The organism is Pseudomonas sp. B21-032 (genome assembly GCF_024748965.1).
In the GTDB taxonomy this organism is placed as follows: Bacteria; Pseudomonadota; Gammaproteobacteria; order Pseudomonadales; family Pseudomonadaceae; genus Aquipseudomonas.
The window spans coordinates 1,247,436-1,273,725 of record NZ_CP087180.1 but is presented as its reverse complement, the minus strand read 5'-3'; the positions used below and the strand labels follow the sequence as shown (position 1 = coordinate 1,273,725).

Genomic DNA, 26,290 nt, shown 5'->3' with positions numbered 1-26,290 from the left:
GGACTTACTCCTTGGCCGCCAGATTCACCACACGATTGGACCGGTCCACCGGACGAACCTGCTGCCCTTCCTGGAGCACATGCACGCCGGCCGCCACCACCCAGTCCGAGGCATTCAGGCCTTCGAGCACCGGCACGCTGTTTTCACCGTAGGCACCCACCCGCACCGGTACGCGCTTGAGGGTGTTGTTGGCATCGACACGCCAGACGTAGGTCTGGCCGTTTTCTGCGGTCAGCGCCGAGAGCGGCACCGCCAGGGGAATGTTCTCGGCGTGCTGGATGTACACCCGGGCGCTTTGCCCAAGCTCGGCCGGCACCTTGCCGGCGGTAAAGGCGATGCGCGCAGCGAAGGTTCGCGAGCGCGGGTCAGCCGAAGGCGACAGTTCGCGAATCCGGCCATTGAAGCGTTGATCCGGTTGCGACCAGAGCTCCACCGCCACCGTCTGGCCGACCTTGAAGCGGCCAAAATTCTGCTCAGGCAGGCCGATCAGCACTTCGCGCTCGCCATCGGCGGCCAGGGTGAACACCGTCTGCCCCGCAGCCACCACCTGGCCCACCTCAACCTGGCGCTTGGCGATCACGCCGTCCTGGGACGCGCGCAGTACGGCATATTCTGCCTGATTGCCGGCGACGTCGAACTCGGCGCGCACTTGCTTGAGCCGGGCCAGGCCAGCACGGTAGAGGTTTTCGGCGTTGTCGTATTGCGAATGGCTGACCATCTGCCGGTCGAGCAGGGTCTTGTAGCGGTCGCGCTCGGCCTTGACCAGGTTCAGGTTGGCTTCGGCAGCGGCCAATTGGGCACGGCTGGCTTCCAGTTGCAGGCGCACATCCTGGGGGTCGAGTTCGGCCAGTGGCTGTTCGGCCTTGACCCGCTGCCCCTCCTCGACCAGGCGCTTGCTGACCTTGCCACCGATGCGGAACGCCAGCTCCGGCTCGAAGCGCGCACGCACCTCGCCGGGGTAGCTGTCGGCGGCGGCGCTGGCCGGCTGCGGCTGCACCACCATGGCCGGACGAAGGGAAGTCTGTGGTGCGCTTTCCTGCCCGCAGGCAGCAAGCAACAGCACGAGACCAACGGGCAAAGCGAGGGGCAAGGCATGGCGCAACATGATGGATGACCTTTCGCGAATGGCGCTTTGAATATTTATACTGGCGGGTATATTAAATCAGGGAACCGGAGCGGGGAAGCAGGCCTGCGCGAGAAATCCCATATTTACGCCGGGAGCAGCGCGTCGATTTTTGCCCGCCGAAATGCCGGTCGCGATGTACCATGTGCACTTACTGGAATATGTAACTTTTCACTCATGCCCAAAGTCACCGCTGCTACCGGCCCCGGCCGGCCCAAGGACCTGGCAAAACGCCAGGCCATTCTCGAGGCAGCCAAGGCGCTGTTTCTAACCCTTGGCTATGCCAACACCAGCATGGATGCGGTCGCGACAGCGGCAGGTGTGTCAAAACTCACGGTCTACAGCCACTTTACCGACAAGGAGACGCTGTTCTCTTCGGCAGTGGTCGCCACCTGCACGGCGCAGTTGCCCGAGCTGATTTTCGAGCTTCCTGAAGGGGTTCCGCTGGAACAGGTGCTGCTGAAGATCGGCCGCGGCTTTCAGGCGCTGATCAGCAGCGACCTGTCGGTCAAGCTGCACCGGCTGATCATGGCCCTGGGCAATCAGGACCCGAAACTCAGCCAGATCTTCTTCGAGGCCGGCCCGTTGCGGGTGCTGCACGAGATGGAGGCGCTGCTGCGCCAGGTGGATGCCCGCGGGCTGCTGCGCATTGAATTGCCGGCCAACGCCGCCGAGCACTTCTTCTGCCTGCTCAAGGGCGCGGCCAACTTCCGCCTGTTGCTCGGCTATGCCCCGGCGCTGGATGCCGAGGCCTCCGAGGCCCATGTGCAAGAAGTGGTGGCGCTGTTCATGCGCGCTTACCGACCTTAAGCCTTGAGGGCTTTTTTCGGATAGATGTCGTAGCGGCTGGATTTGCCTTCCAGGCAGTGGCTGGGCTTGGGCCCGTCGATGATCGGCGCCTTGCGCGGGCGCTTGACCACCACCCGGTGGCTGGCCAGGGCCAGGGCGGCTTCGAGCAGCGCCGGGGCGTCGAGGTCGTCACCAACCAGCGGGCGGAACACGCGCATTTCCTTTTTTACCAGGGCGCTCTTGTCGCGATGAGGGAACATCGGGTCGAGGTAGATCACCTGCGGCGGCTCGCCCTGCCAGGTGCGCATACGCTCGATGGCATTGCCGGTGAGCAGTTGCATGCGCGCAACGATCGGGCCCACCTCGGCATCGCTGCGGGCGCGGGCCAGGCCGTCTTCGAGCAAGGCCGCGACCAGCGGCTGGCGCTCGATCAGGGTCATCTGGCAACCGAGGCTCGCCAGCACGAAAGCGTCCTTGCCCAGCCCCGCCGTGGCATCGAGCACCTGCGGGCGCACGCCCTGGGCGACGCCCACGGCCTTGGCGATCATCTGCCCGCTGCCGCCGCCGAACACCCGCCGGTGCGCCGCCGCGCCTTCGACAAAATCCACCCGCACCGGCCCCGGCGCCTGCGCACCGAGCTGCTGGATCTGCAGGCCATCGGCGCCGATCTGCACGGCAAAGCCTGCATTGTCATCGCTCAGCGGCAGTCCCAGGCGCTGCGCCCACTCGCCAGCCTGGGCCTGATAATCGGCCGTCAATGCCTCGACCCGGATGCCGCCGTCAGCCAGTTGCTCCACCATCAAATCCTGTACTCAAAAAAATTAAATGATCGTCGGCCGCGGCCGATATACGAAGTATTCGCTATTTTGCCAGACCAGCACCCTCTGCGACTGCCATGACCGACATTCTTCAGCTCAACTCAGGTTATATCTCGCCCGTCGGCGACTATGGCCGGCACAATACCCAGGCACTGGGCGGCGTCAGCCACCTGTGGCAGGATTTTTTTGCCCGCGCCCTGGCTGAGCAGCAAGGTCAGGAGGACGCGGCCAAGGCCGTGGCCACCGAGCAGTTCGACAAGGTCACCGGCGAGCCGCTGGGCGGCAGCCAGGTGCTGGCGCAGATCCACAACCAGCGCCTGTGCGATGTGCACGACACCGAACTGGCCCCGCCAGAGCCGCTGTTCCTGCCGATCGCCGAGCTTGAGCCGCAGCTGCTGGAAAAACTCGCGCCGCCGTTCAGCGCCGCCGAACTCATCGAGCAACAGCGACAGCTGGATATCAGCAACACCTGGGTACGCCCGGTGGTCATGAGCCAGGGCCACCCGCTGCCCGAGCCGGGCCCGGCACCACAGGCCAAACCGTTGTACCTGCCGATCGCCGAATTCGAGATGGACCTGCTGGACAAGGCGCCGGAGCCCTTCGACGACGCCACCATGGCCGTGCAGCAATCGCAGCTGGACTTCGACAACCGCTGGGCTCGCCCGGTGGTGCTGAACAACGTGCGCATCGCCGCCTGATGCCTTAGCGGCAGATCTGCCAGAAGCCCATGTCCAGGTGAAAGTGATTGCGGTGTGCGGCGTTGTACTCAGGCCCCAGCACCGTGTTGAAACTGTCGCAGGCACTGGCGTGCACATCCCTTAAAAACTTCGCTTTGACGCCCTCCCCCGGCCAGTCCTTGAGCAACTGGATACGCTGCCCGTCCGCCAGGCGAAAGCCGGCGATATCCAGGGCATTGGCCGTGGCGTGCTGGCTCAGGCGGCCATTCTTGCGGTTGTACATGTTGCGACAGGCAAAGCTGCCCAGGTGATCGACCTGCACCACCGGCTGGGCAAAGGCGCGCTGCGCCGCCGGCTGCAGGGCATGGCGCTCGAACAGCGCATAGGCCACCGCCAAGGGGCAACTGGCGAGAAAGCTGCTGCTCAGGCGCACCGACGAGCCTTCGACGCGCACCACGTTTTCCAGGGGGCACGGCGCATTGGCGGGGCTGTCGGCCTGCTTGCGGTAGCGCAGGCTGGAGGTGGCCAAGGCCTGCTCGCACAGCTGCGGATCATCCTCAAGGCGGCCCAATTTATACGGCGTAAGCAGGTTCGGCGGCTGGCGCACATCCAGCACCGCCCAGGGGTTCCAGGCATCCGGCAGATGCCAGCCCAGGCGCCAGGCAGCACCCAGTGCAACGAGCAGAATCAGACACAGTACCGCGAGCAATCCTTTGCGCATGGTCGATCAGCGCCTGAACAATGCATTGAGCTGGTCGAACGACAGCGCCTGGTCGGCGTAGTCAAAACAGCCTTGATCATGAATCTGCTGCGCAGCGTTGAAAAACGCCCCATAGGCGGCCCGCGCCAGCGATGAGCCGACGCTGATGCGCTTGACCCCCAGCGCTTGAACGTCGGCAAAACTCAAGCACACACCGCTCAGGCCCATCAGCACATTGACCGGCTTCGGCGCCACCGCCTGGACCACCCGGCGGATCTCCTCGGCCGTACGCAAGCCCGGCGCATACAGCACATCGGCACCGGCTTCGGCGAAGGCCTGCAGGCGGGCGATGGTGTCGTCCAGGTCCATGCGCCCGTGCAGCAGGTTTTCCGCGCGGGCACAGAGCATGAACGGAAAGTCCAGGCTGCGCGCGGCGGCGACGGCCGCCTCGACCCGCTCCACGGCGTGATAGAAGCTGTAGATTGGCTCGTCGGCATTGCCGCTGGCATCCTCGATCGAGCCGCCCACCAGGCCAATGGCGGCGCCCTGCAGGATCGCCTCGGCACAGCCCTTGGGGTCGTCGCTGAAACCGTTCTCAAGGTCCGCGGCCACCGGCAACGCCGTGGCATCGACAATGGCGCGGGCATTGACCAGGGTTTCATCCAGGCTCATCGCCCCTTCGGCATCTGGCCGCCCCAGGGAGAACGCCAGGCCGGCGCTGGTGGTGGCCAACGCCTCGAAGCCGAGGCTGGCCAGCAGCTTGGCCGAGCCGGCATCCCAAGGGTTGGGAATGACAAAGGCGCCATCGCGCTCATGCAGGGCTTTGAAGGCTTCGGCACGCAGGGTTTGCACATCCATGATCTCGGCTCCCGGGCAGGCGGCAGGACGCGCTCAGAGCAGGCCGAGTTGTTCGGCTTCTGGCGTGCGGTCCAGTTCAGGCAAGGCCGCAAGACCCGGCAGGCGCTCCATCAGGCCTTGATGAAAACGCCGGGCCAGGGCGGCGGCCAGGCGGTTGTCGGCAGTATGCAGGAAAACATAGGGGCTGCGCCCCTCCTCGATCCAGGCCGCGACCTTGTCCAGCCACGGCAGCAGAAACGGCTCGTTGGCGGCCAGTTCCGGGTGGCCGATGAAGCGGATCTGCGGGTGCTGGGTAAAGGCGGTCGGGCGAGGCGGCACGCGCGGTTTTTTCGACTGGGCGTGGAGCACCTCGGGCGTCTGTGAAGTACAACTGAACAACGCACGAGGGTCGAGACAGATGCGCTCCACACCACGCTCAAGCAGCAGGCGGTTGAGCAGGCGCTCTTCCTCGCCCTTGCTGAAGAACGCCGCATTGCGCACCTCGACGGCGATGGGCACGCCAGCCTCGTCGATAAAGTTCACCAGCTCGCTCAGGCGCGCCGGGCCGAAGGTTGCCGGCAACTGCAGCCAGTACGGCGCAACCCGTGCGCCAAGGGGCTTGAGCAATTCGATGAAGGACTGGGCGGCGGCCAGTTGAGCGTGCAGGTCACCGCTGTGGCTGATGTCGCCGGGGAACTTGGCGGTGAAGCGAAAGTGCGCCGGCATCAGCTGCGCCCAGCGTTCGATGGTCGCCGGTGCCGGGCGGGCATAAAAGGTGGTGTTGCCTTCTACGGCATTGAAGACCTGGCTATACAGGCCGAGGAAGTCGCTGGTTTTAGCCTCGGCCGGGTACAGGTACTCGCGCCAGGCGTTTTCACTCCAGGACGGACAACCGACAAAATAGGGCAGCGTGGACAGACTCATCCATCAAATGTACAGGTCCAGCCCCAGTACTTCCATCTCCCAGTCAACGAAACCGGCAGTGGTCAGGTAGCTGGCCAGGGCATGGGCGGTGCGCTTGTTGCGCGCCCGCGGGAAGATCATGTCCTGAGGCCGCGCAGGCAGGCCGCCAGTGCGCGCCTGGCCGTGGCTGGCGCTGGCTTGCGCCTGTACTTCGAACTCGCCCGGCAGATCTTCGTCGTCCACGTCATCGGTACGTACCGGCGCTTTGCGCGGGGCTCGCTTGATGGGGTAGGGCTGAGAAGAAAAACCGTCTATGCGCATGGCGATTACTCAGGAGCAGTGATGGCAATTTAGCAGCATCGCTGATCCTTCGCTAATGCCCGATTGATAACTGGACCACAGATCGGGCAAAAGGTTTTATTTTGCCTGGGAATAACCGACGAACTGCACTCAGCGCGCTTTCGGCGTGGCCACCTTGTCGCGCAGGTACACAGGTTGCGCGAGGTCGGCGGCAATCGCCTCGCCGCGCTGCCAGGCGAAGGTCGCTAGGCTCAGCAGGTCCTGGGCATGGGGCAGCAGGCTGGCGTCCTGGCCGCAGGCCTTGACCGCCAGGCGCTCGGCATAGCCCCAGCCAGTGCCCGCGCCAAACCAGTCGCCGCTGGCACCCTCGGGCAAAGCTACTTGCTCCGGTGGCAGCACCGCCTCCTTGCCCTGCAGGCGCATTTCGCCGTCAACGTTGCGATAGCAGCCCCAGTAGACCTCGTCCATGCGCGCATCGATTGCCGCCGCCACTTGCTGCACGCCCTGCTCACGCATCGCGCGCTGGGCCAGCACGGCCAGGTTGGACACCGGCAGTACCGGCCGCTCGAGGGCGAAGGCCAGGCCCTGGACCACGCCAATGGCAATGCGCACGCCAGTGAAGGCGCCCGGGCCACGACCGAAGGCGATGGCATCGAGCTGTTGCAGGGTGACGCCGGCATCGGCCAGCAGTTGCTGGATCATCGGCAGCAGCTTCTGCGCGTGCAGGCGCGGGATCACCTCATAGTGGCTGGAAACCTTGCCATCATGCAGCAAGGCAACGGAGCAGGCTTCGGTGGCGGTGTCGAGGGCCAGCAAGGTGGTCATCGGGGGTTCCAGGGGCAAGAAAAAAGAGCAGCATTATAAACAACAACGGCCCGCAAGCGGGCCGTTGTCTGCACTACCGAGCGTCGATCAGCTCAGTGCCGCCAGGACCTTGGCGGTGATCGCGTCAACCGAGCCCACGCCTTCGATATGCGCGTACTTCGGCTTGCCAGCGTTGGCAGCCGAGAGCTTCTGGTAGAAGTCTACCAGCGGCTTGGTCTGGTCGTGGTAGACCGACAGGCGATGACGCACGGTTTCTTCGGTGTCGTCTTTGCGCTGCACCAGCGCTTCGCCGGTTTCGTCGTCCTTGCCTTCAACCTTTGGCGGGTTGTAGACAACGTGGTAAACGCGGCCCGAACCTTCGTGCACACGGCGGCCAGCGATACGCTGAACGATTTCTTCGTCTTCGACAGCGATTTCGACCACGGCATCCAGCTCGACGCCAGCAGTCACCAGGGCTTCAGCCTGAGGAATGGTGCGCGGGAAGCCGTCGAACAGGAAGCCGTTGGCGCAGTCAGGCTGGGCAATACGGTCCTTGACCAGGTTGATGATCAGCTCGTCGGAGACCAGCTTGCCAGCGTCCATGATCGCCTTGGCTTCCAGGCCCAGCGGGGTGCCGGCTTTGACCGCGGCGCGCAGCATGTCGCCAGTGGAAATCTGTGGAATACCGAACTTTTCGGTGATGAACTTTGCCTGAGTACCTTTACCGGCCCCGGGAGCTCCCAGCAGAATTACGCGCATCTTGTGCTCCTCATTTTTTTGTAAGCAAATCAGTGGGTTTGCCACGCAGGGCCAATCCCGGAATTTGGGTGATGATCGTAATTTCGATCAAAAGGCTGCTCAAGATACACAGCGCCCGCAAGCCACACAAGCGCTCGAAAGTCGGAAAAACCCACGCACTGTGGCCACTTGCAGCACAGGTTGCGCCGAGCGCAACCTGTTGCTTTACAAGCATTCTGCCCTTCCTGGGCAAACCCTCGGCAAAGCGTTTTGCCAACTCAGCCGGTATTGCGCAAACCTGCCGCGATGCCGGCCACGGTGACCAGCAAGGCCTGCTCCAACGGGCTGTCCAGAGCGGCTTCACGCCCACGCGAGCGCGCCAGCAGCTCAGCCTGCAATAGATGCAGCGGGTCCAGATAGGTGTTGCGCAAGCGGATGAATTCCAGGGTTTCGGGGCTGTGCGCCAGTAGCACCGGCTGCCCGGTCAGCCCCAACACCACCTGGCACGCCTGCGACAATAGGTCGCGCAAATGTGCACCCAAAGGTCGCAGTTCTGGTTGCACCAGACGTTCGTCGTAGGAGCGGGCGATATCGGCATCGGCCTTGGCCAGAACCATCTCCAGCATGTCGATGCGTGTGCGGAAAAACGGCCACTGCTCGCGCATCTCGGCCAGCAACGGCCCCTGGCCGCGAGACAGGGCGTTGTTCAATGCCGCTTCCCAGCCGAGCCAGGCCGGCAGCATCAGGCGGGTCTGAGTCCAGCCGAAAATCCACGGGATCGCCCGCAGGCTTTCGATGCCACCGGCGCGGCGCTTGGCCGGGCGGCTGCCCAGCGGCAGGCGGCCGAGTTCCTGTTCGGGGGTGGACTGGCGGAAGTACTCGACGAACTCGGGGTTGTCGCGCACCACGCCGCGATAGGCCTTGACGCCATCGGCGGCCAGCTGGTCCATCAGCGCGCGCCAGGCTGGTTGTGGCGGCGGCGGTGGCAGCTGGGTCGCTTCGAGCACCGCCGCCAGGTAGAGGTTCAGGTTCTGCTCGGCGATGTCCGGCAAACCGAATTTGAAGCGGATCATCTCGCCCTGCTCGGTAGTGCGGAAGCGCCCGGCCACCGAACCCGGCGGCTGCGACAGGATTGCCGCATGGGCCGGGCCGCCGCCACGCCCGACGGTACCGCCACGGCCGTGGAACAACAGCAGTTCGACCTGCTGCTCGCGGCAGATGCGCACCAGGGTTTCCTGGGCGCGGTACTGGGCCCAGGCCGCGGCCGTGGTGCCGGCATCCTTGGCCGAATCGGAATAGCCGATCATCACCTCCTGCGGGCCGTGCAGGCCGGCGCGATACCCCGGCAAGCCCAGCAGGCGCTCCATCACCGGCCCGGCGTTGTCCAGGTCGGCGAGGGTTTCGAACAACGGCACCACGCGCATCGGCCGCAGCACGCCGGCCTCTTTGAGCAGCAACTGCACCGCCAGCACATCGGAAGCGGCGCCGGCCATGGAGATCACATAGGAGCCCAGCGAAGCTGCCGGTGCAGCGGCAATCTCGCGGCAGGTGGCGAGCACTTCGGCGGTGTCGGCCTGGGGTTTGAAGTAGCTGGGCAACAGCGGCCGCCGGCTGTTGAGTTCCTGCTGCAGGAAGGCCACACGCGCGTCTTCATCCCACTCGGCGTAGCGGCCAAGGCCCAGGTATTCGGTGATTTCACTCAGCGCCGAGGTGTGCCGGGCGGCGTCCTGGCGCACGTCCAGACGCACCAGAAACAGGCCGAAAGTCACCGCCCGACGCAGGCAATCGAGCAGCGGGCCGTCGGCGATAACACCCATGCCACAGGCGTGCAGCGACTCAAAGCACAGCTGCAGCGGCTCGAACAGTTCACGGTTGTCCTGCAGCACTTCAGCGGCCGGCGCTTGCGCCGTGGTCAGCGCGGCATGGGCCCAGGCGCGGGTGACCCGCAGGCGCTCACGCAATTGCTTGAGCACGGCGCGATAAGGCTCGGCCGACTCGCCCACCTTGGCCCTCAGCGCTTCGCTGGCCTGCTGCATCGACAGTTCGGCGGCCAGGGCATCGATATCGCGTAAAAACAGGTCAGCGGCCATCCAGCGCGCCAGCAACAGCACTTCACGGGTCACCGGCGCAGTGACATTGGGGTTGCCGTCACGGTCGCCGCCCATCCACGAGGCAAAGCGGATCGGCGCCGCCTCCAGCGGCAGGCGCAGGCCGGTGGCCTGGTGCAGGGCCTTGTCGACCTTGCGCAAGTGGTGTGGCACCGCTTGCCATAGCGAATGCTCGATCACCGCAAAGCCCCATTTGGCTTCGTCTACCGGGGTGGGCCGGGTGCGGCGGATTTCTTCGGTGTGCCAGGCTTCGGCGATCAGCCGTTGCAGGCGTTCGCGGATCTGCTCGCGTTCGGCGGGGGTCAGGTCGCGGTGATCCTGGGCAGCCAGTTGCGCGGCAATCGCGTCGTACTTCTGGATCAAGGTGCGCCGCGCCACCTCGGTCGGGTGGGCGGTAAGCACCAGCTCGATGCTGAGCTTGCCCAGTTGCCGGGCCAGGGCATCGTCGCTGTGGCCGGCGGCCTTGAGCCGCGCCAGCAGTTCGGGCAGCACCCGCGCTTCGAAAGGTTCGGCCTGGCCGGCGTCGCGGCGGCGGATCAGCTGATACTGCTCGGCGATGTTGGCCAGGTTGAGAAACTGGTTGAAGGCCCGCGCCACGGGCAGCAATTGGTCTTCGGCGAGGTCATTGAGGGTCGAGCTCAGTTGCTCGGCGCTACCGCTGCGGTCGGCCTTGGCACTGCGGCGTATGTCCTCGATGGTCTGCAAAAACGCTTCGCCGTGCTGCTCGCGCACGGTATCGCCCAACAACTCGCCCAACAAATGAACATCTTCACGCAAGCGCACATCGATATCAGTCATCAGCCATGTCTCCGGCATTCGGGAAAACCGCTCTGGGTCCAGAGTGCCCCAGTAGCGCCCGGGCTTCAAGGCAGGGCCATGGCTGGGCTACAGGGCTGAGCTACAGGGTTGAGCTACTGGGTGAACTACGCTCAACACAGGCACACAGGAGACCATCATGAAAATCCGTGATCTTGCCCAGCATTGGGAACAGCACGCCAAAGGCTCGCTGAGCCCCACCGGCCATGTCCTGCACCTGGACATGGAAGCGGCGGCGCGCCTGGCGGCCCTGGCCGAGATGTACCCCAAGCGCCAACCCGAAGAACTGCTCGGCGAACTGCTCGGGGCTGCGCTTGAAGAGCTGGAAGCGAGCTTTCCGTATGTTCAGGGCGCGGTGGTGATTGCCACTGATGAAGAAGGCGACCCGCTCTATGAAGACATCGGCCCGACCCCGCGCTTTCTCGCCCTTTCCCGTCGTTACCTGCACGAAATGAGCAGCGGCAAAGACGCCGGCAAGCCTTGATCGACCCGCCTTCACCCGCGCTGCGAGCGCCCGCGCAGGCGCTCGCGTACCGCGCACAAACCTCAAAGTTCAACGAAAAACCCACTGACCGATCAGTCAGAAAAAACCGCGAACAAGCGGCACTTTTTTCTGAACTATTCAAAAAACGCTTCGGTCACAGCCAATAGCCATCACGGCAAAACCCTTTCAGAACCGGGTCAGAGCAGTCCCGTAGCTGACAGGTCGCGCCGATGGACTGTTACGGAATTCGTTGTTCATCAGGAGTGATCCAATGGAGTTGACCACCATGAAGACCCGCACCGCAAACACCCCGTCCACTCACCTGCGCGGGCTCAAGCTGGCCGCGCTGGCACTGGGCAGCAGCCTGGTCCTGGCCGGCTGTGCCGGCAACCCACCTACCGAGCAGTACGCTGTCACGCAATCGGCGGTCAATTCCGCTGTCAGCGCCGGCGGTACCGAGTTTGCCGCCGTCGAGATGAAGGCTGCGCAGGACAAGCTCAAACAGGCGGAAATCGCCATGCACGACAAGAAGTACGACGACGCCAAGCGCCTGGCCGAGCAGGCCGAGTGGGACGCCCGCGTCGCCGAGCGCAAGGCCCAGGCCGCCAAGGCCGAGAAAGCCGTACAGGATGCCCGCCAGGGCGTTCAGGACCTGCGTGAGGAAGGCATGCGCAGCGTCGAATGACGCCCGCTCACCGACCCGTGCATTCGTAATCGATCAAAGGATGAACCATTATGCGTAAACACGTGATGATCCCCGCCCTTCTGGCCCTGAGCGTTGGCCTGGCCGCCTGCTCGACGCAGCCGAACGCCAACCTGGAATCGGCCCGGACCAACTTCTCGGCCCTGCAGAGCAACCCGCAGGCCGCCAAGGTCGCGGCCCTTGAAACCAAGGACGCCCAGGACTGGCTGAACAAGGCCGACAAAGCCTACATGGACAAGGAAGACTCGAAAAAAGTCGACCAGCTTGCCTACCTGACCAACCAGCGGGTTGAAGTGGCCAAGCAGACCATTGCCCTGCGCACTGCCGAAGGCAACCTGAAAAACGCTGCCGCCCAGCGTGCCCAGGCGCGCCTGGATGCCCGTGATGCGCAGATCAAGAAGCTGCAGGACAGCCTCAACGCCAAGCAGACCGACCGCGGCACCCTGGTGACCTTCGGCGACGTGCTGTTCGACTTCGACAAGGCCACGCTCAAGAGCAGCGCCTACCCGAACATCACCAAGCTGGCGCAGTTCCTCCAGGAGAACCCTGACCGCAAGGTGATCGTCGAGGGCTACACCGACAGCAAGGGCAGCGCCAACTACAACCAATCGCTGTCCGAGCGCCGCGCCGCGGCCGTGCGCATGGCGCTGGTACGTGCCGGTGTAGATCCGGCGCGCATCGTCGCCCAGGGCTACGGCAAGGAGTATCCGGTGGCCGACAACACCAGCAACTCGGGTCGCGCGCAGAACCGTCGGGTGGAAGTGACCATTTCCAACGACAACCAGCCGGTGGCGCCGCGTTCGGTGAGCCAGCTGAACTGAAGCTAGCTGTGCAGTAAAAAAAATCCCGCCGAGTATGGCGGGATTTTTGTTTGGCTTGCGGGCCTTCATCACGGGTCAAGTCGGATCGCCGCACCGCCGCTCCCGCAATTACTCTTTCACTTCTTGTGGGGTTTCCTGACCCAGGCAACGCACTGCCTGCTTCTTGTTGTTGACCAGCACACCAGTCAGGCCTTTTTGCGCGGTATCGAACAACACCAGCACGCCATCGACGCACTGCGCCACCTGGCTGGCCGGCTGCAGGGAGATCTTGTAGTCCTCGCCAGGGATGGTCTTGAGCATGGTGAAGTCGGACAGCAGCAAGGCATCCTCGGGCTTGGCGAAATGCAGGTAACCGTAGTACCACAGGGCCGCGACGGTACCGATGATGCTGCAGACTCCGGTAATGATCAGCGGGATGGCGTTGCGTTCTTCACTCATTGCGACTTCTCGTCAGGGTAGTTGGGGACTTCGGCCAGGCGCCGCAGCCCGTTGAAATGCATCGGGTCGTCCAGAAAGCGCAACATGACCTGGCGCCAGGTCTTGTCGGCAAAGGTCTGCACATGCCCGCCACGGGTCAGCTGCAACACCCTCGGGGGCGGCGCAGCCTGATACAACTGCAGGCCGTTGACCAGCGGCACGATGGGGTCGTCGATGCTGTGGAAGAACAGCTTGGGCGGGGCCTTGATCTGCGCGATCGAATGGATCGCACTGTCGCCATCGGGCACCAGCCACGACAAAGGCACCTGCAGCGGCCAGGTCAACCACGAATTGCTCAGGGCAAAGCGCCCGACCTGACGGTAGCTGGCCGGTACGCCATCGAAGACCATGGCCTTGAAGCGCTCGGCCTGGCGCGGATGCTCGGCCAGGTAATGGATGGCCATTGAGCCGCCCAGGCTCTGGCCCAGCAGGATCTGCGGCTTGCCCTGTACCTCGGGGGCCTGGTCCAGCCAGGCCAGGGCCGCGGCGATGTCCTGGTAGACCTCCGGCAACCCGGGCTTGCCCTGCGACAGGCCGTAGCCGCGGTAGTCGAGTAACAGCACCTGATAACCCTGCTCCGGCAACCACCAACTGCCGCCCAGATGCCAGGCCAGGTTGCCGCCATTGCCATGCAGGTGCAGCACCGTGCCCTTGACCTCGACACCGGCCTTGGCCGGCAGCCACCAGCCATGCAGGCGGGTGCCGTCAGCGGCGGTCAGGGTCACGTCGCGGTACGCGAGTTTGGCTTTCTCGGGGGTGAACGGCTGGCCAGGCTCGGGATAGAACAACAGCGAACTGCAGCCGCCCAGACTCAGCAGCACCAGCAGCAGGCCTAGGGGCCTGCGCCATGCTTCAGAGAATGTTCGAGTAATCGGCTTCAATCCGGTCCAGGCTCAGGTGGTTGAGGAAGTTGGAGAAACACATCCAGGCCGACAGCGCGTTGAGGTCGCGAAACTGCTCAGGCAGGTACTTGGGCGGTTCCACCAGGCCTTCATCGACCAGTTGGCGCAAGGTGCGCATGTCTTCAAGGGTGGTCTTGCCGCAGAACAACAAGGGGATCTGTTCGAGCTTGCCCTTGCGCACGGCCAACTGAATATAGTTGTAAACCATGATAAAGCCCTTGAGATAGGACAAGTCCTTGGTAAACGGCAAGCCGTTGGGCACCGAGCCACGGAACACCCGGCTGGCGTTGCCGTAGCTTTCGGCCATCTCGAAACCCTGGGCGCGGAAAAACTCGTACACCTGCATGAAGTCGGCGCCCTCCTCGACCATATGGATGGCGCGGGTGCGATTGGTCAGCTTGCGCAGGCGGCTGGGGTAGGAGGCGAAGGCGATCACTTCCATGAGGATCGCCAGGCCTTCCTGGGTCACGGTCGACGAGGGCGGGCCCTTGGCCAGGAAGGTGCAGATCGGCTGGTTGAGACCGTTGAGGGTGGTGCCAACGTGCACCAGGCCTTCGTGAACCTCCAGCGCGCGCACATCGCGGCTGTTGAACATGGCGTCGGCACGGATCTTGATGTAGTCGGCGCCAGCGGCGGCGTCGGCGACGATACCGTCGGACTCGAACACGCGGATGGTGTCTTCGGCCTCGTTGAACACCTTGTTCAGGCGGCCCTGAAGCATCTCCACGGCCTGCTTGGCGGTGAGGTTCTTCGGCTCGTCCTTGAGGTCGCCACGGCCGTCGATGTTGTTCAGGTAGTCCGAGAGCATCAGGCCGAGGTCGGCCAGGGTCGGGTCACCGGCATGGAAGGCATCGGACGCTGCGCCGTACAGCTCCTGGGAGATCAGGCCGAAATCCTCGGTGCCGCGCGCTTCGAGCATGCGCACCACCATGCGGTATTCCTTGCACATGCGCCGCATGATCTGCCCGACCGGGTTGAACTGGCCAAGCTGGCGGGTGATGTCGCGCTCGATGTTCTGGAACTCAAGCTTGACTGCCGCCGAGTCGAACGACAGCGGCCGGCCTTGGTAGTAGGCGCGGTCTACCGCTGGCAGCTCCTTGCCCTTGGCCTTGAGGAAACCCTGGCGGATATTGTCGTCCCACTTCACCGCATCGAGCACGCGAATGGGCGTTTGCGCCAGGACAATGCGATCAGACAGGGCACGTATCGTCTGCTGGTACTCGTCCACCCTACACTCCTTGAATTGCGCTGATTACTTGCCGGCCCGCTTGAAGCGCGCCACTTCGATGAACAGGTCGGAGTTGGCCGGGTCGTCCAGGTAAGCCAGGACGCGCTCGGCCGGGCTGTCGATTAGAACCCCTTCGCCGTTTTCTTCGGGCACCTCGATGCTGCGGCCGCTGAGCTCTTTCTTCTGCACGGCCTGGTTGACCTGCTCGACATCAAGGTTGTAGACCACCAGTTCCTTGTTATCGAGCACTTCAAAACCGCCGATCAGGAAGTTGCCGCCCAGACGCTTGGGCACGCCGGCCGAGAGGTACCAGCGATTGCCGTGCTGGGACACGGTGAAGGCGTACTCGTCGCGCTTCTTGTTCTTGCCGATGGCCACTGCCTTGTAGGCGTTGCCGCCGCTGCGGCTGATCTGCAGGGTCAGCGGCTCGCCCCAGGCGTCCTTGCTGGTCCATTTGCCGAGCAGAGCCTTGGGCGCGGGCTTATTGGCCGGGATCGGCTCGTTGAAGGTGACCAGACAACCGCCAAGCAGCAAGAACGACAATGCCAACAGCAGGGTTCTGGCTTTCATCAACCTCTCCTTGAAATAGGTTCGCGCCTTACACCGACGCCAAGACCAGATGCAGGTACCGGGTAAGAATAGCGAGCATCGGCGCTTCAGCCTGGGCTTGTTCAGCGTCGAGCAGGCCCTGATATTCCATCTGCTCGATAATCGCCGTCAACACCAGGGCATCCTGTTGTGGCTGACACGAGCCTACCACCTGCAGCATCTGCACGGCGCCGCGCAGCAGAATCTGCTCGTGCAGCTTGACCAGCTCGGCCAGGCGCGGGCACAGCAGCGCCTCCTGGCGAAAGGCCTGCTCGGCCATCAGAAAGTCGCGGCGGTTATGCAACTGGCGCTGCACATAGTCGGTGGTCATCTTCGCTACTTCATCGGCCAGGCGCGCCCGCCACTGCGGGCTGCCATCGCCCTGGGAGAGCAACTGGCGCAGCACCACCTCGGTGTTCTCCCAGAGCTTGGCCATGTAGGCCGCGCTGCGTTCGACATACTGGGCGAAGGTGTCGGTGAGCAGGTCTTCGATGTCCTTGAAGTAATAGGTGGTCGCCGACAGCGGCACGCCGGCCTCGGCTGCCACCGCGCGGTGGCGCACGCCGCGCACGCCATCACGCACGACGATGCGCATGGCCGCGTCGAGGATCTGCTGGCGGCGCTGCTCGCTGCCTTCGCGGCTGGCCTTGCGGCCCTGGTACTGCACGCTTTCGGCCACCGCTGTAGCCACGCAGGCGGCGCCTTGTTGAGTCATTGCAGGAGTCACTGCTGGTCTACCCCAAACGTTGGATCCGATCGATGAATTTCTTCCAGGCATGAAAAAGCCGCCCCGGAAGGCGGCTTGTTCAGTTCGCTCAGGCCTGTGGGCGCATGTGCGGGAACAGGATGACGTCGCGAATCGATGGCGAGTTGGTCAGCAGCATCACCAGACGGTCGATGCCGATGCCTTCACCGGCGGTTGGCGGCATGCCGTATTCCAGGGCACGGACGAAGTCGGCATCGTAGTGCATGGCTTCGTCGTCACCGGCGTCTTTCTCGGCCACCTGGGCCATGAAACGCTCGGCCTGGTCTTCGGCATCGTTGAGCTCGGAGTAGGCGTTGGCGATTTCACGGCCACCGATGAACAGCTCGAAGCGGTCGGTGACGTTCGGGTTGTCATCGTTGCGACGGGCCAGCGGCGAGACTTCGAACGGGTACTGGGTGATGAAGTGCGGCTGCTCGAGCTTGTGCTCGACCAGCTCCTCGAAAATCATCACCTGTAGCTTGCCCAGGCCTTCGAAGCCGAGCACCTTGGCGCCGGCCTTCTTGGCGATTTCGCGGGCCTTGTCGATGTCCTGCAGGTCGGCGGCGCTGATCTCGGGGTTGTACTTGAGGATCGAGTCGAACACCGACAGGCGCACGAACGGCTCGCCGAAGTGGAACACCTTGTCGCCGTACGGCACGTCGGTGCTGCCCAGAACCAGCTGGGCCAGTTCGCGGAACAGCTCCTCGGTGAGGTCCATGTTGTCTTCGTAGTCGGCGTGGGCCTGGTAGAACTCGAGCATGGTGAACTCGGGGTTGTGCCGGGTCGAAACGCCTTCGTTACGGAAGTTGCGGTTGATCTCGAAGACCTTCTCGAAACCACCGACCACCAGGCGCTTGAGGTACAGCTCCGGGGCGATGCGCAGGAACATCTGCATGTCCAGGGCATTGTGGTGGGTTTCGAACGGCTTGGCTGCGGCGCCACCAGGAATGGTCTGCAGCATTGGCGTCTCGACTTCGAGGAAGTCGCGGGCCATCAGGAAGTTGCGGATGTGGGCGATGACCTGCGAGCGAACGCGGAAGGTGTGGCGGGTTTCATCGTTGACCATCAGGTCGACGTAGCGCTGGCGGTAGCGCTGCTCGGTGTCGGTCAGGCCGTGGTGCTTGTCCGGCAGCGGGCGCAGCGACTTGGTCAGCAGGCGCACGCTGGTCATTTCGACGTACAGGTCGCCCTTGCCGGAGCGCGCCAGGGTACCTTCGGCGGCGATGATGTCGCCCAGGTCCCAGGTCTTGACCGCGGCCAGGGTTTCTTCCGGCAGGGTCTTGCGGTTGACGTAGACCTGGATGCGCCCGGTCATGTCCTGGATCACCATGAACGAGCCACGGTTGAGCATGATGCGCCCGGCAACCTTGACCGGAATCGCTGCTGCTTCCAGCTCTTCCTTGGTCTTGTCGACATACTGTTTCTGCAGGTCGTTGCAGTAGCTGTCACGGCGGAAGTCGTTGGGGAAGGCGTTACCCTTGGCGCGCTCGGCAGCAAGTTTTTCCTTGCGCAGCGCGATCAGGTTGTTTTCTTCCTGTTGCAGGTCTTGCGATTCGGTCTTCAGGTCGCTCATGTCGTCATTCTTTCCATCAGGTATTCGTTGCCCTTTTCGGGCAGGGCACGCGATGCCGGCGGGCGGCCGGGCATCGCGGCGGTGGTGTGCGGCTTACAGCCCCTGCTTGAGGCTCGCTTCCAGGTACTGGTCGAGGTCGCCGTCCAGCACCTTCTGGCAGTCGCTGCGCTCGACGCCGGTACGCAGGTCCTTGATACGCGAGTCATCCAGCACGTACGAACGGATCTGGTGGCCCCAGCCGATGTCCGACTTGCTGTCTTCCAATGCCTGCGAGGCGGCGTTGCGCTTCTGCATTTCCAGCTCGTACAACTTGGCCCGCAGCATTTTCATGGCGGTGTCCTTGTTGGCGTGCTGGGAGCGTTCGTTCTGGCAGGCCACCACGGTGTTGGTCGGCACGTGGGTGATACGTACTGCCGAGTCGGTGGTGTTTACGTGCTGACCACCGGCGCCCGAGGAGCGGTAGGTGTCGACGCGCAGGTCGGACGGGTTGATGTCGATTTCGACCTTGTCGTCGATCTCGGGCGACACGAACACCGCCGAGAACGAGGTGTGGCGACGGGCGCCGGAGTCGAACGGGCTCTTGCGCACCAGGCGGTGCACGCCGATCTCGGTACGCAGCCAGCCAAAGGCGTACTCGCCCTTGATGTGCACGGTGGCACCCTTGATGCCGGCGACTTCACCCTCGGAAAGCTCGATGATGGTGGCGTCGAAACCGCGCTTGTCGGCCCAGCGCAGGTACATGCGCAGGAGGATGTTGGCCCAGTCCTGCGCTTCGGTACCACCGGAGCCGGCCTGGATGTCCAGGTAGGCGTTGTTCATGTCCATCTCGCCGCTGAACATGCGACGGAACTCAAGCTGTGCCAGGCTTTCTTCCAGACCTTGCAGCTCGGTCACGACGTCGCTCGCGGCGCCTTCGTCATTTTCCTCGACGGCCATGTCGAGCAGGTCCTGGCAGTCGGCCAGGCCACCGGACATCTTGTCCAGGGTCTCGACGACCTGCGCCAGCATGGCACGTTCGCGGCCCAGGGCCTGAGCGTACTCGGGCTTGTTCCAGACGTTCGGGTCTTCGAGCTCGCGGTTGACTTCGATCAGGCGGTCATGCTTTTGATCGTAGTCAAAGATACCCCCGAATGGACTCGGAGCGCTCGGTGAGGTCCTTGATGGTGTTCAGGATCGGTTGGATTTCCATGGGCGGGCAGCTCTCGTGCGTATTCTGTAGAAAAGCCGGAGAGTATAGCGGAGTTACAGCTTCAAGCGGCAAGCTACAAGCGACAAGAGGCCGGAGAAAAACCCGGCGCCAGGTTTTTTCTTGCAGCTTGAAGCTTGCCGCTTGTAGCTACCGTCAATCCACCCCGACCTGGTTACGGCCGTTGTTCTTGGCCAGGTACAGGCCTTTGTCCGCTGCCGAAATCAGTTGTCGGCAATGGCTGCCGATGCCCGGGGTAAGGGTCGCCAGGCCGATACTCACGGTGAGCACCGAGTCGGCGTTGGGCATGGTGTGGGCGATGTTCATGGCCGCGACGGTCTGGCGCAGTTTTTCCGCCACCAGGCGGGCGCCACCCGGCGAGGTGTTGGGCAGCACCAGGGCGAATTCCTCGCCACCGTAACGGGCCGGCAGGTCGCTGGGGCGGGCGCAGGAGGCGCGAATGGCTTCGGCGACCTTGCGCAGCGCTTCGTCACCGGCCAGGTGGCCGAAGGTGTCGTTGAACGACTTGAAATAGTCGACATCGATCATCAGCAACGACAGCTGCGCCTGTTCGCGCATGGCCCGGCGCCATTCCAGCTCCAGGTACTCGTCGAAGTGGCGACGGTTGGAAAGCCCCGTGAGGCCGTCGGAGTTCATCAGCCGCTGCAGCACCAGGTTGGTGTCGAGCAACTGCTGCTGGCTGACGCGCAGGGCCCGGTAGGCCTCGTCGCGCTGCAGCAGGGTCAGGTAGGAGCGCGAGTGGTAGCGGATACGCGCCACCAGCTCGATGTTGTCCGGCAGCTTCACCAGGTAGTCGTTGGCCCCGGCGGCAAAGGCGGCGCTCTTGACCAGCGGGTCCTCCTTGGTCGACAGGACGATGATCGGGATGTCCTGGGTGGCCGGGTTGTTGCGGTATTCGCGCACCAGGGTCAGGCCGTCGAGGCCGGGCATGATCAGGTCCTGGAGAATCACCGTGGGCTTGATGCGCACAGCCTGGGCCACCGCCTGGTGCGGGTCGGCGCAGAAGTGGAAATCGATGTTCTCTTCGTGAGCCAGGCCACGCCGCACCGCTTCGCCGATCATTGCCTGATCGTCGACCAAGAGGACCATTGCCGAATTTTCATTCATGGTCGGAAAACCGTCGAGCGGTAAATCATTCATGCGCTGTCACCTGGTCACTGCCGGCCAGCCGGCGTGGCTCAATACATATCGTCATTTTGGAAAAATTTCCATCAATCGCGCGGCGATTCGCTCCAGAGGGCGAATTTCGACGGCGGCGTCTATCGCGGCGGCTGCCTTGGGCATGCCGTACACCGCGCTGCTCTGCTGATCCTGGGCGATGGTCAGAAAGCCCTGTTGGCGCATCAGCTTCAGGCCCTGGGCGCCATCGCGCCCCATGCCGGTGAGCAGTACGCCGACCGCGTCGCCGCGCCAGTAGCGGGCCACGCTTTCAAAAAATACGTCGATCGAGGGCCGGTAGATTTCGTTTACCGGCTCAGCGGTATAGGCCAGGTTGCCGTTCTTGAGCAGGCGAATGTGGTGGTTGGTGCCGGCCAGCAGCACCTGCCCCGGTTGCGGCGGCTCGCCTTCGCTGGCCAGGCGCACCGCCAGGCCCGAGGCGCTGCTGAGCCATTCGGCCATGCCGGCGGCGAACACCTGGTCAACGTGCTGGACCAGCACGATGGCCGCCGGAAAACTGCGCGGCAAGCCCTTGAGCAGCACTTCCAGGGCCGCCGGGCCGCCCGCCGAAGAGCCAATGGCAACCAGGCCCTGGCGCTGCGCGGCTTCTCGAACCGGCGCGGCCATGGCCCGGGTCGGGGTGCTGCGCTGCTGGCCGATCAGCCAGCCGATATTGAGGATCTTGCGCAGCAGCGGCGCTGCCGCTTCACGCGGATCGCCGGCGCCAAGGGCCGGAGTATCGACCACGTCGAGGGCGCCATGGCCCATGGCCTCAAACACCCGGTGGACGTTCTGCTGGCGGTCGACGGTGACGATCACGATGGCGCACGGCGTCTCGGCCATGATCCGCCGGGTGGCCTCGACGCCATCCATGACCGGCATGATCAAATCCATGAGGATCAGGTCCGGTAACTGCTCGGCACACAGCTTGACCGCATCGGCGCCATTGCTGGCGACCCAGATCACCTGATGGGCCGGTTCGAATGCCAACGCCCGGCGCAAGGCCTCCACGGCCATGGGCATATCGTTGACGATGGCGATTTTCATCCCTGCGCTCCCCCGATCAGCTCGACGACGGCGTCGAGCAAGGCATCATCGTGAAAACTGGCCTTTGCCAAATAGTAGTCGGCCCCGGCGTCCAGTCCACGGCGACGATCTTCTTCGCGGTCTTTGTACGACACCACCATCACCGGCAGCGATTGCAGGCGGCTGTCGCGCCGCAGCAGCGTGACCAGTTCGATACCGTCCATGCGCGGCATGTCGATGTCGGTGATCAGCAGGTCGAAGTCTTCGCTGCGCAAGGCGTTCCAGCCGTCCATGCCGTCGACCGCAACGGCCACTTCATAGCCCTTGTTGCTCAGCAGCTTGCGCTGCAGTTCGCGCACGGTCAGCGAGTCGTCGACCACCAGCACGCGCTTGCGCGCCGCCTCGCGCACGCTGCGCTGGCCGCGCTCGATACGCTCCAGGCGGCCGGTGCTGAGGAGTTTTTCCACCGAACGCAGCAGGTCTTCGACGTCAATGATCAGCACCACCGCGCCGTCGTCGAGCAAAGCCCCGGCGGAAATATCCTGGACCTTGCCCAGGCGCGCATCCAGCGGCATCACCACCAGCACCCGTTCGCCGATCAGGCGCTCGACCGCCACGCCGTAGAGCATGTCGCGCTCGCGAATCACCACCACCTTGATGCTCTGCCCTTCGCCCTGGCTTGGCGGACGGTTGAGCAACTGACTGGCCGCGACCAGGCCGATATGCCGGCCCTCATGCCAGAAATGCTGGCGGCCCTCGATCTGCACGATGGCCTCGGCCGGCAGCTCCAGGGTGCGTTCGATATGTGCCAGCGGGAAGGCATAGGCTTCGGCGCCAACCTCAACCACCAGGCTGCGCACCACCGACAGGGTCAGCGGCACTTCGAGGTGAAAGCAACTGCCCTGGCCGCTGGTCTGGGTCAGCTCGATCGAGCCGCGCAACTGGCGAACCATGTGCTGCACGGCGTCCAGGCCGACACCGCGCCCGGACACCTCGGTAACCCGGTCACGCAGGCTGAAACCGGGCAAAAACAGGAAGGTCAGCAGCTCGGCCTCGCTCATCTGCGCCACGGTTTCGGCCGGTGACAACTGGCGCTCGACGATGCTCTGGCGCAAGTGTGCCAAGTCGACGCCGCCGCCATCGTCGCTGATCTCAAGCACCAGCAGGCCGGCCTGGTGCGAGGCACGCAGGCGGATCTGCCCTTCCAGGGGCTTGCCGGCCACCAGGCGCCGCTCGGGCGATTCGATACCGTGATCGACGGCATTGCGTAGCAGGTGGGTCAAGGGCGCTTCGAGCTTTTCCAGTACGTCGCGGTCGACCTGGGTCTTCTCGCCGTCGATGTCCAGGCGCACCTGCTTGCCCAGCGAGCGACCAAGGTCACGGACCATGCGGCTTTGCCCGGTCAGCACATCGGCAAACGGACGCATGCGACAGGCCAGTGCAGTGTCGTACAGCAGCTGCGCGCGCTGGCTGGCCTGCCAGCCGAACTCATCGAGATCGGAGGCTTGCTGCAACAGAATTTGCTGGGTCTCACCGAGCAGACGCTGGGCCTGGGCCAAAGCGTCCTGGACTTCGGCGCTCTGGCCGCTGCTTTCCAGTTGCTGCTTGAGGCCGTCGAGGGCACGGATGCTTTGCCCGTGCATGCGCTTGAGGCGCTGCAGGGTGGCCAGGTAAGGCTTGAGCCGCTGGGTTTCGACCAGCGATTTGCTCGACAGGTCGAGCAGGCTGTTCAGGCGCTCAGCCGTGACCCGCAAGACCCGCTCACCGCCCTCGGTCGTGCGTTTGCCGCTGCGCACCGGCGCGGCTTCAACCTCGGGCTCGGGGTCAACGCTTGGCAGCTCGACCGCCAGTGGTTCGGGTTCGGGCTCGGGTTCCGGCAATGGCGGCGCTGCGATCGCAGGCGCTGCTGGTGCACCTGGGTCGAGCAACGCGGCCATCTGCACCAGAAAGGTCTGCACCGCGGCGTCGATACTGGCATCGCCCGGAGTGGCGATGCGCATCAGCAGGTCGGTGCCCTGCAACAGCGCATCGATGTGCTCCGGGCGCAGCAGCAAGCGGCCTTCCTGGGCGCCGACCAGGCAGTCTTCCATGACATGGGCGACGCTGACCCCGGCATCGACGCCGACAATCCGCGCCGCGCCCTTGAGCGAATGGGCTGCGCGCATGCACGCTTCAAGCTGGTCGGCCTGGGTCGGGTTGCGCTCCAGCGCCAGCAGCCCGGCACTGAGCACCTGGGTCTGGGCTTCGGCCTCCAGGCTGAACAGCTCGAGCAACGAGGCGTCGCGCATTTGCTCTGGGGTCATGACAGGCTCCGGTTCACGGCAGACAGCACTTGGTCTTCATCCAGCACGCGAACACTGCGTCCGCGCCATTGCAGCACCGCTGCGGTAAAACGCGTTTCGCCCTGCTCGGCCCCCAGACGGACGGGGTCCAGAGCATGGATGCCGTCCACTTCATCGACCTGGACCACCACCGAGCCGCCGGCAGCGGCGATGATCAGCATGCGCGGCATGATCCGCGCCGAGGTTGGCGCCGAACCCTGGGTTTCAAGGCCGAGCAGGTCGCCCAGCGACAGGCAGGGCACCAGCGCGCCACGTACATTGGCCACGCCATGCAGCACCCGCGAGCGCTGGTGTGGCAGGGAATGCACCTGCTGCAGCGGCGCAACCTCGACCAGGCAGCGGGTGGCCAGCGCCAGCCACTCCTCGCCCAGGCGAAACAGCAGCAATGAGCGGCCACTGCTGGCTTGCTCAGGCGCCTCGCTCTGCTCGTGGGCTTCCTGAGACAACGAATAGCGGTCCAGCAGGCGCGTCGCTGCAGCGGCATAGACGTCGCAGTTGCGGCAGTGAATATGTTCATCAAGCAGCGGGCAGCTCTTGTCGCCGTGTACGCCGATACGGTTCCAGCAATCGTCGATGCTGGCGGCGTCACTGGCGACCAGTTGCACGTCGTTGTCACCCATCATTGCTCAGACTCCCGGTCAGCGCGCCGTGCGGCCCGTTCCTGCAGGCGCCGGGCGCCTGCGACATCACCTTGCGAAGCCAGCAGCGCGGCCAGGTGCACCAGTGCCTCCGGATGCTGGGGGTCAAGGTACAGCGCCTTGCGGTAATGGCTCAGGGCTTCGCCGCTGTCGCCGGCGGTATCACTGAGCAAGCCCAGCCAGTAGAACACCTGGGCAGTGGGCGGATACTGCTGCAGGTAACGGGTACACGCGGCCTGGGCCTCGGTGCTGCTACCGGCATTGGCCAGTTGGGCGATCTGCGCCAGCAATTGGCTGGCCGCATCCTGCGCGGCGGGCTTCGCCGGCGGCGGCGCAATCGGCTTGAGCTTGCGCACCGTCAGCGGCGCCGACGCCGGGCGCGGCACGCTGGCCGCCGTCACTGGCACTGTCAACGGCAAAGGGATCGCCAACGGCTTGCTCGGCGGCGTCGGCTGCATTTCAGCCTGGCGTACGTAGGCAAAGGATTGGGCAATGCCCACCGGGCGCATGCCCATGCGCGCCAGCAGGCTGCCTTCGGCCGGGCCGATGAACAGCACACCTTGCTCATGGATCAGGCTTTTGAGCACCTCGAACACCCGCTGCTGGGTGGGGACGTCGAAATAGATCAGCAGGTTGCGGCAGAACACGAAATCGTAACTGCCCTCCCGAGCCTTGAGCGCCGGATCCAGGACATTGCCGACCTGCAGCTTGACCTGCTGGCGAACCCGCTCGTCGAGGCGCTGGCCTTCGTCGCTGTCGCTGAAGTGCCGCTCGCGAAAGTCCAGGTGCGAGCCACGGAACGAGTTACGCCCGTACAGCGCCTGTTCGGCGCGATCAATCGAATTGGGGCTGATGTCCATGGCGTCGACGCGAAAGCTGTGCCCGGCAAAGCCGCCGTCGAGCAGGGCCATGGCAATCGAGTACGGCTCTTCGCCGGTCGAGCACGGCAGGCTGAGGATGCGCAGCGGACGCATGCCACCGAGCTCGGCCAGGCGTTTGCGCGCCAGGGTCACCAGGGCGTTGAACGACTCCGGATAACGGAAGAACCAGGTTTCCGGGACGATCACCGCCTCGATCAGCGCCTGCTGCTCCTGGCTCGACTGCTGCAGGCGCAGCCAATAGTCATCCAGGTCGCGGGCTTCGAGGGTGGCGCAGCGCTGACGCAAGGCGCGCTCGACCATCGCTGCGCCGACCGAGGCGACATCCAGACCGATCCGATCCTGCAAAAAGCGAAAGAAGCGCTGTTCGCCACTCATGCCAGGCCCTCGTCGCTCGCCGCCAGCTCAGGCGGGAACAGCAGCTGGCGCACCTCGGCGCTGAGCAGGTCCTGCACACCGATGCACTGCAGCAAACCGTGGGCATCCTCGCGCACCGGCCCCAGGTACGGCGCCTGCTGGTTGTCCAGGCCATAGGGCTGGAACTCGGCGGGGTCGCAACGCAGGGTATCGGTGGCCTGTTCGAGGATCAGCCCCAGCCGCAAGTGCGGGCGCAACGGGTCGGCACGGTAGTGCACCAGGACCAGGCGCGTGCTGGTGCGCACCGGCGCCGGCAAACCGAAGCTCAAGGCGCCGACGTCGATCACCGGTACCAGCGCGCCTCGATGCGCCAGCACCCCGGCCACCCAGGCCGGGGTCTGGGCAATGGGCTTGAGCGGCAAGCGCGGCAGCACTTCGGCGACCTCATGGGCGTCCAGGGCAAAGCGCTGGTCGCCGATGCGAAACACCAGGTACAGGGTGCCGTGGGAGGCCGCATCCTGATTGCGGCGAGGCTGAAGGTCGTTCATCG

Annotated in this window: 28 protein-coding genes; 5 read left to right on the top strand and 23 right to left on the bottom strand. The window is 64.3% G+C overall.

The genetic code is table 11. From position 1 onward, the window contains the following. Window positions 1–4: 4 nt before the first annotated feature. Window positions 5–1,105 (bottom strand): efflux RND transporter periplasmic adaptor subunit, encoded by a 1,101-nt coding sequence (locus LOY54_RS05770; RefSeq protein ID WP_045193650.1) that lies wholly within the window; start codon window positions 1,103–1,105, stop codon window positions 5–7. A gap of 195 nt (window positions 1,106–1,300) precedes the next feature. Between LOY54_RS05770 and LOY54_RS05765 the strand changes: the two genes are divergently transcribed. Further along, window positions 1,301–1,933: a TetR/AcrR family transcriptional regulator gene (locus LOY54_RS05765; RefSeq protein ID WP_045193651.1), complete on the top strand. Its 633-nt coding sequence runs from the start codon at window positions 1,301–1,303 to the stop codon at window positions 1,931–1,933. Here LOY54_RS05765 and LOY54_RS05760 read toward each other — a convergent pair. Then, window positions 1,930–2,712, bottom strand: a complete 783-nt coding sequence (locus LOY54_RS05760; RefSeq protein WP_258609763.1) for a class I SAM-dependent methyltransferase — start codon at window positions 2,710–2,712, stop codon at window positions 1,930–1,932. The genes LOY54_RS05765 and LOY54_RS05760 overlap by 4 nt on opposite strands. Before the next feature lie 95 nt (window positions 2,713–2,807). Here LOY54_RS05760 and LOY54_RS05755 point away from each other — a divergent pair, with 95 nt between their 5' ends. After that, window positions 2,808–3,428, top strand: coding sequence for an energy transducer TonB (locus tag LOY54_RS05755; protein ID WP_195885814.1), 621 nt, complete (start codon window positions 2,808–2,810; stop codon window positions 3,426–3,428). Between the two features lie 4 nt (window positions 3,429–3,432). Here LOY54_RS05755 and LOY54_RS05750 read toward each other — a convergent pair whose 3' ends face one another. From LOY54_RS05750 to ppc, 8 genes are all read right to left on the bottom strand, one after another. Further along, window positions 3,433–4,128: an extensin family protein gene (locus LOY54_RS05750; protein ID WP_093386713.1), complete on the bottom strand. Its 696-nt coding sequence runs from the start codon at window positions 4,126–4,128 to the stop codon at window positions 3,433–3,435. Window positions 4,129–4,134: 6 nt separating this feature from the next. Further along, window positions 4,135–4,965 (bottom strand): oxaloacetate decarboxylase, encoded by an 831-nt coding sequence (locus LOY54_RS05745; protein ID WP_258609761.1) that lies wholly within the window; start codon window positions 4,963–4,965, stop codon window positions 4,135–4,137. Between the two features lie 33 nt (window positions 4,966–4,998). Then, the gene (locus tag LOY54_RS05740; protein WP_123565747.1) at window positions 4,999–5,868 is read right to left on the bottom strand and encodes a DUF72 domain-containing protein; all 870 of its coding nucleotides are present in this window, start codon (window positions 5,866–5,868) and stop codon (window positions 4,999–5,001) included. A gap of 3 nt (window positions 5,869–5,871) precedes the next feature. Continuing rightward, window positions 5,872–6,168: a hypothetical protein gene (locus tag LOY54_RS05735; RefSeq protein ID WP_258609759.1), complete on the bottom strand. Its 297-nt coding sequence runs from the start codon at window positions 6,166–6,168 to the stop codon at window positions 5,872–5,874. 129 nt (window positions 6,169–6,297) lie between these two features. Beyond that, entirely contained in the window at window positions 6,298–6,972 is a 675-nt protein-coding gene (tsaB, locus tag LOY54_RS05730) for a tRNA (adenosine(37)-N6)-threonylcarbamoyltransferase complex dimerization subunit type 1 TsaB (protein ID WP_045193657.1), read from the bottom strand. 87 nt (window positions 6,973–7,059) lie between these two features. Then, on the bottom strand, window positions 7,060–7,710 hold the full coding sequence (gene adk, locus LOY54_RS05725; RefSeq protein WP_045193658.1) for an adenylate kinase: 651 nt from the start codon (window positions 7,708–7,710) through the stop codon (window positions 7,060–7,062). Window positions 7,711–7,720: 10 nt separating this feature from the next. Further along, a complete protein-coding gene (locus LOY54_RS05720) occupies window positions 7,721–7,924 on the bottom strand; it encodes a hypothetical protein (RefSeq protein WP_093386719.1) in 204 nt (67 codons plus the stop codon). A gap of 43 nt (window positions 7,925–7,967) precedes the next feature. Next, complete coding sequence (gene ppc, locus LOY54_RS05715) at window positions 7,968–10,595, bottom strand: phosphoenolpyruvate carboxylase (protein WP_258609757.1); 2,628 nt, start codon at window positions 10,593–10,595, stop codon at window positions 7,968–7,970. Window positions 10,596–10,752: 157 nt separating this feature from the next. Between ppc and LOY54_RS05710 the strand changes: the two genes are divergently transcribed. From LOY54_RS05710 to LOY54_RS05700, 3 genes are all read left to right on the top strand, one after another. Continuing rightward, window positions 10,753–11,097 carry a pilin assembly protein gene (locus LOY54_RS05710; protein ID WP_258609748.1) on the top strand — a complete coding sequence of 115 codons (345 nt, stop codon included), beginning with the start codon at window positions 10,753–10,755 and terminating at the stop codon, window positions 11,095–11,097. 271 nt (window positions 11,098–11,368) lie between these two features. Continuing rightward, complete coding sequence (locus LOY54_RS05705; RefSeq protein ID WP_045193662.1) at window positions 11,369–11,782, top strand: DUF4398 domain-containing protein; 414 nt, start codon at window positions 11,369–11,371, stop codon at window positions 11,780–11,782. A 50-nt stretch (window positions 11,783–11,832) separates the two neighbouring features. Then, window positions 11,833–12,621 carry an OmpA family protein gene (locus LOY54_RS05700; protein ID WP_045193663.1) on the top strand — a complete coding sequence of 263 codons (789 nt, stop codon included), beginning with the start codon at window positions 11,833–11,835 and terminating at the stop codon, window positions 12,619–12,621. 108 nt (window positions 12,622–12,729) lie between these two features. Here the strand turns inward: LOY54_RS05700 and LOY54_RS05695 are convergent, their stop codons facing one another. From LOY54_RS05695 to LOY54_RS05635, 13 genes are all read right to left on the bottom strand, one after another. Next, window positions 12,730–13,059: a hypothetical protein gene (locus LOY54_RS05695; RefSeq protein WP_093386728.1), complete on the bottom strand. Its 330-nt coding sequence runs from the start codon at window positions 13,057–13,059 to the stop codon at window positions 12,730–12,732. Next, the gene (locus LOY54_RS05690) at window positions 13,056–13,979 is read right to left on the bottom strand and encodes an alpha/beta hydrolase (RefSeq protein ID WP_258609746.1); all 924 of its coding nucleotides are present in this window, start codon (window positions 13,977–13,979) and stop codon (window positions 13,056–13,058) included. Before LOY54_RS05690 ends, LOY54_RS05695 begins: the two co-directional genes overlap by 4 nt. Next, window positions 13,951–15,228, bottom strand: a complete 1,278-nt coding sequence (locus LOY54_RS05685; RefSeq protein WP_045193667.1) for a flavohemoglobin expression-modulating QEGLA motif protein — start codon at window positions 15,226–15,228, stop codon at window positions 13,951–13,953. Before LOY54_RS05685 ends, LOY54_RS05690 begins: the two co-directional genes overlap by 29 nt. 24 nt (window positions 15,229–15,252) lie before the next feature. Continuing rightward, complete coding sequence (locus LOY54_RS05680; protein WP_258609744.1) at window positions 15,253–15,798, bottom strand: hypothetical protein; 546 nt, start codon at window positions 15,796–15,798, stop codon at window positions 15,253–15,255. Between the two features lie 28 nt (window positions 15,799–15,826). Continuing rightward, window positions 15,827–16,531, bottom strand: coding sequence for a TetR/AcrR family transcriptional regulator (locus tag LOY54_RS05675; RefSeq protein WP_045193669.1), 705 nt, complete (start codon window positions 16,529–16,531; stop codon window positions 15,827–15,829). Window positions 16,532–16,631: 100 nt separating this feature from the next. After that, complete coding sequence (gene lysS, locus LOY54_RS05670) at window positions 16,632–18,134, bottom strand: lysine--tRNA ligase (RefSeq protein WP_045193670.1); 1,503 nt, start codon at window positions 18,132–18,134, stop codon at window positions 16,632–16,634. Between the two features lie 93 nt (window positions 18,135–18,227). Then, window positions 18,228–19,323, bottom strand: a protein-coding gene (gene prfB / locus LOY54_RS05665) for a peptide chain release factor 2 (RefSeq protein WP_143013309.1) whose coding sequence is annotated in 2 segments (ribosomal slippage) — window positions 18,228–19,250 and window positions 19,252–19,323 — 1,095 coding nt in all. Because the reading frame shifts where the segments join, the coding sequence is not laid out codon by codon here. A gap of 153 nt (window positions 19,324–19,476) precedes the next feature. Beyond that, window positions 19,477–20,481 (bottom strand): PleD family two-component system response regulator, encoded by a 1,005-nt coding sequence (locus LOY54_RS05660; protein WP_045193671.1) that lies wholly within the window; start codon window positions 20,479–20,481, stop codon window positions 19,477–19,479. A 51-nt stretch (window positions 20,482–20,532) separates the two neighbouring features. Then, window positions 20,533–21,546: a chemotaxis response regulator protein-glutamate methylesterase gene (locus LOY54_RS05655; RefSeq protein WP_045193672.1), complete on the bottom strand. Its 1,014-nt coding sequence runs from the start codon at window positions 21,544–21,546 to the stop codon at window positions 20,533–20,535. Continuing rightward, entirely contained in the window at window positions 21,543–23,828 is a 2,286-nt protein-coding gene (locus LOY54_RS05650; protein WP_045193674.1) for a hybrid sensor histidine kinase/response regulator, read from the bottom strand. Before LOY54_RS05650 ends, LOY54_RS05655 begins: the two co-directional genes overlap by 4 nt. After that, window positions 23,825–24,490 carry a chemotaxis protein CheW gene (locus tag LOY54_RS05645; protein ID WP_045193675.1) on the bottom strand — a complete coding sequence of 222 codons (666 nt, stop codon included), beginning with the start codon at window positions 24,488–24,490 and terminating at the stop codon, window positions 23,825–23,827. The genes LOY54_RS05650 and LOY54_RS05645 overlap by 4 nt, the downstream gene beginning before the upstream one ends. Beyond that, window positions 24,487–25,761: a CheR family methyltransferase gene (locus LOY54_RS05640; RefSeq protein WP_258609742.1), complete on the bottom strand. Its 1,275-nt coding sequence runs from the start codon at window positions 25,759–25,761 to the stop codon at window positions 24,487–24,489. Before LOY54_RS05640 ends, LOY54_RS05645 begins: the two co-directional genes overlap by 4 nt. Continuing rightward, complete coding sequence (locus LOY54_RS05635; protein ID WP_045193678.1) at window positions 25,758–26,288, bottom strand: chemotaxis protein CheW; 531 nt, start codon at window positions 26,286–26,288, stop codon at window positions 25,758–25,760. The genes LOY54_RS05640 and LOY54_RS05635 overlap by 4 nt, the downstream gene beginning before the upstream one ends. Window positions 26,289–26,290: the final 2 nt, after the last annotated feature.

Bases quoted from the DNA above. Each gene is read 5' to 3' on its own strand.
- LOY54_RS05640 (WP_258609742.1), bottom strand. From the start codon at position 25,761: ATGAGTGGCGAACAGCGCTTCTTTCGCTTTTTGCAGGATCGGATCGGT.
- LOY54_RS05740 (WP_123565747.1), bottom strand. From the start codon at position 5,868: ATGAGTCTGTCCACGCTGCCCTATTTTGTCGGTTGTCCGTCCTGGAGT.
- LOY54_RS05720 (WP_093386719.1), bottom strand. From the start codon at position 7,924: ATGCTTGTAAAGCAACAGGTTGCGCTCGGCGCAACCTGTGCTGCAAGT.
- LOY54_RS05700 (WP_045193663.1), top strand. From the start codon at position 11,833: ATGCGTAAACACGTGATGATCCCCGCCCTTCTGGCCCTGAGCGTTGGC.
- LOY54_RS05770 (WP_045193650.1), bottom strand. From the start codon at position 1,105: ATGTTGCGCCATGCCTTGCCCCTCGCTTTGCCCGTTGGTCTCGTGCTG.
- LOY54_RS05745 (WP_258609761.1), bottom strand. From the start codon at position 4,965: ATGGATGTGCAAACCCTGCGTGCCGAAGCCTTCAAAGCCCTGCATGAG.
- LOY54_RS05680 (WP_258609744.1), bottom strand. From the start codon at position 15,798: ATGAAAGCCAGAACCCTGCTGTTGGCATTGTCGTTCTTGCTGCTTGGC.
- LOY54_RS05765 (WP_045193651.1), top strand. From the start codon at position 1,301: ATGCCCAAAGTCACCGCTGCTACCGGCCCCGGCCGGCCCAAGGACCTG.
- LOY54_RS05750 (WP_093386713.1), bottom strand. From the start codon at position 4,128: ATGCGCAAAGGATTGCTCGCGGTACTGTGTCTGATTCTGCTCGTTGCA.
- LOY54_RS05660 (WP_045193671.1), bottom strand. From the start codon at position 20,481: ATGAATGATTTACCGCTCGACGGTTTTCCGACCATGAATGAAAATTCG.
- LOY54_RS05705 (WP_045193662.1), top strand. From the start codon at position 11,369: ATGGAGTTGACCACCATGAAGACCCGCACCGCAAACACCCCGTCCACT.
- adk (WP_045193658.1), bottom strand. From the start codon at position 7,710: ATGCGCGTAATTCTGCTGGGAGCTCCCGGGGCCGGTAAAGGTACTCAG.
- LOY54_RS05650 (WP_045193674.1), bottom strand. From the start codon at position 23,828: ATGACCCCAGAGCAAATGCGCGACGCCTCGTTGCTCGAGCTGTTCAGC.
- LOY54_RS05695 (WP_093386728.1), bottom strand. From the start codon at position 13,059: ATGAGTGAAGAACGCAACGCCATCCCGCTGATCATTACCGGAGTCTGC.
- tsaB (WP_045193657.1), bottom strand. From the start codon at position 6,972: ATGACCACCTTGCTGGCCCTCGACACCGCCACCGAAGCCTGCTCCGTT.
- lysS (WP_045193670.1), bottom strand. From the start codon at position 18,134: ATGAGCGACCTGAAGACCGAATCGCAAGACCTGCAACAGGAAGAAAAC.
- LOY54_RS05645 (WP_045193675.1), bottom strand. From the start codon at position 24,490: ATGATGGGTGACAACGACGTGCAACTGGTCGCCAGTGACGCCGCCAGC.
- LOY54_RS05760 (WP_258609763.1), bottom strand. From the start codon at position 2,712: ATGGTGGAGCAACTGGCTGACGGCGGCATCCGGGTCGAGGCATTGACG.
- LOY54_RS05635 (WP_045193678.1), bottom strand. From the start codon at position 26,288: ATGAACGACCTTCAGCCTCGCCGCAATCAGGATGCGGCCTCCCACGGC.
- LOY54_RS05675 (WP_045193669.1), bottom strand. From the start codon at position 16,531: ATGACTCAACAAGGCGCCGCCTGCGTGGCTACAGCGGTGGCCGAAAGC.
- ppc (WP_258609757.1), bottom strand. From the start codon at position 10,595: ATGACTGATATCGATGTGCGCTTGCGTGAAGATGTTCATTTGTTGGGC.
- LOY54_RS05655 (WP_045193672.1), bottom strand. From the start codon at position 21,546: ATGAAAATCGCCATCGTCAACGATATGCCCATGGCCGTGGAGGCCTTG.
- LOY54_RS05755 (WP_195885814.1), top strand. From the start codon at position 2,808: ATGACCGACATTCTTCAGCTCAACTCAGGTTATATCTCGCCCGTCGGC.
- LOY54_RS05735 (WP_258609759.1), bottom strand. From the start codon at position 6,168: ATGCGCATAGACGGTTTTTCTTCTCAGCCCTACCCCATCAAGCGAGCC.
- LOY54_RS05710 (WP_258609748.1), top strand. From the start codon at position 10,753: ATGAAAATCCGTGATCTTGCCCAGCATTGGGAACAGCACGCCAAAGGC.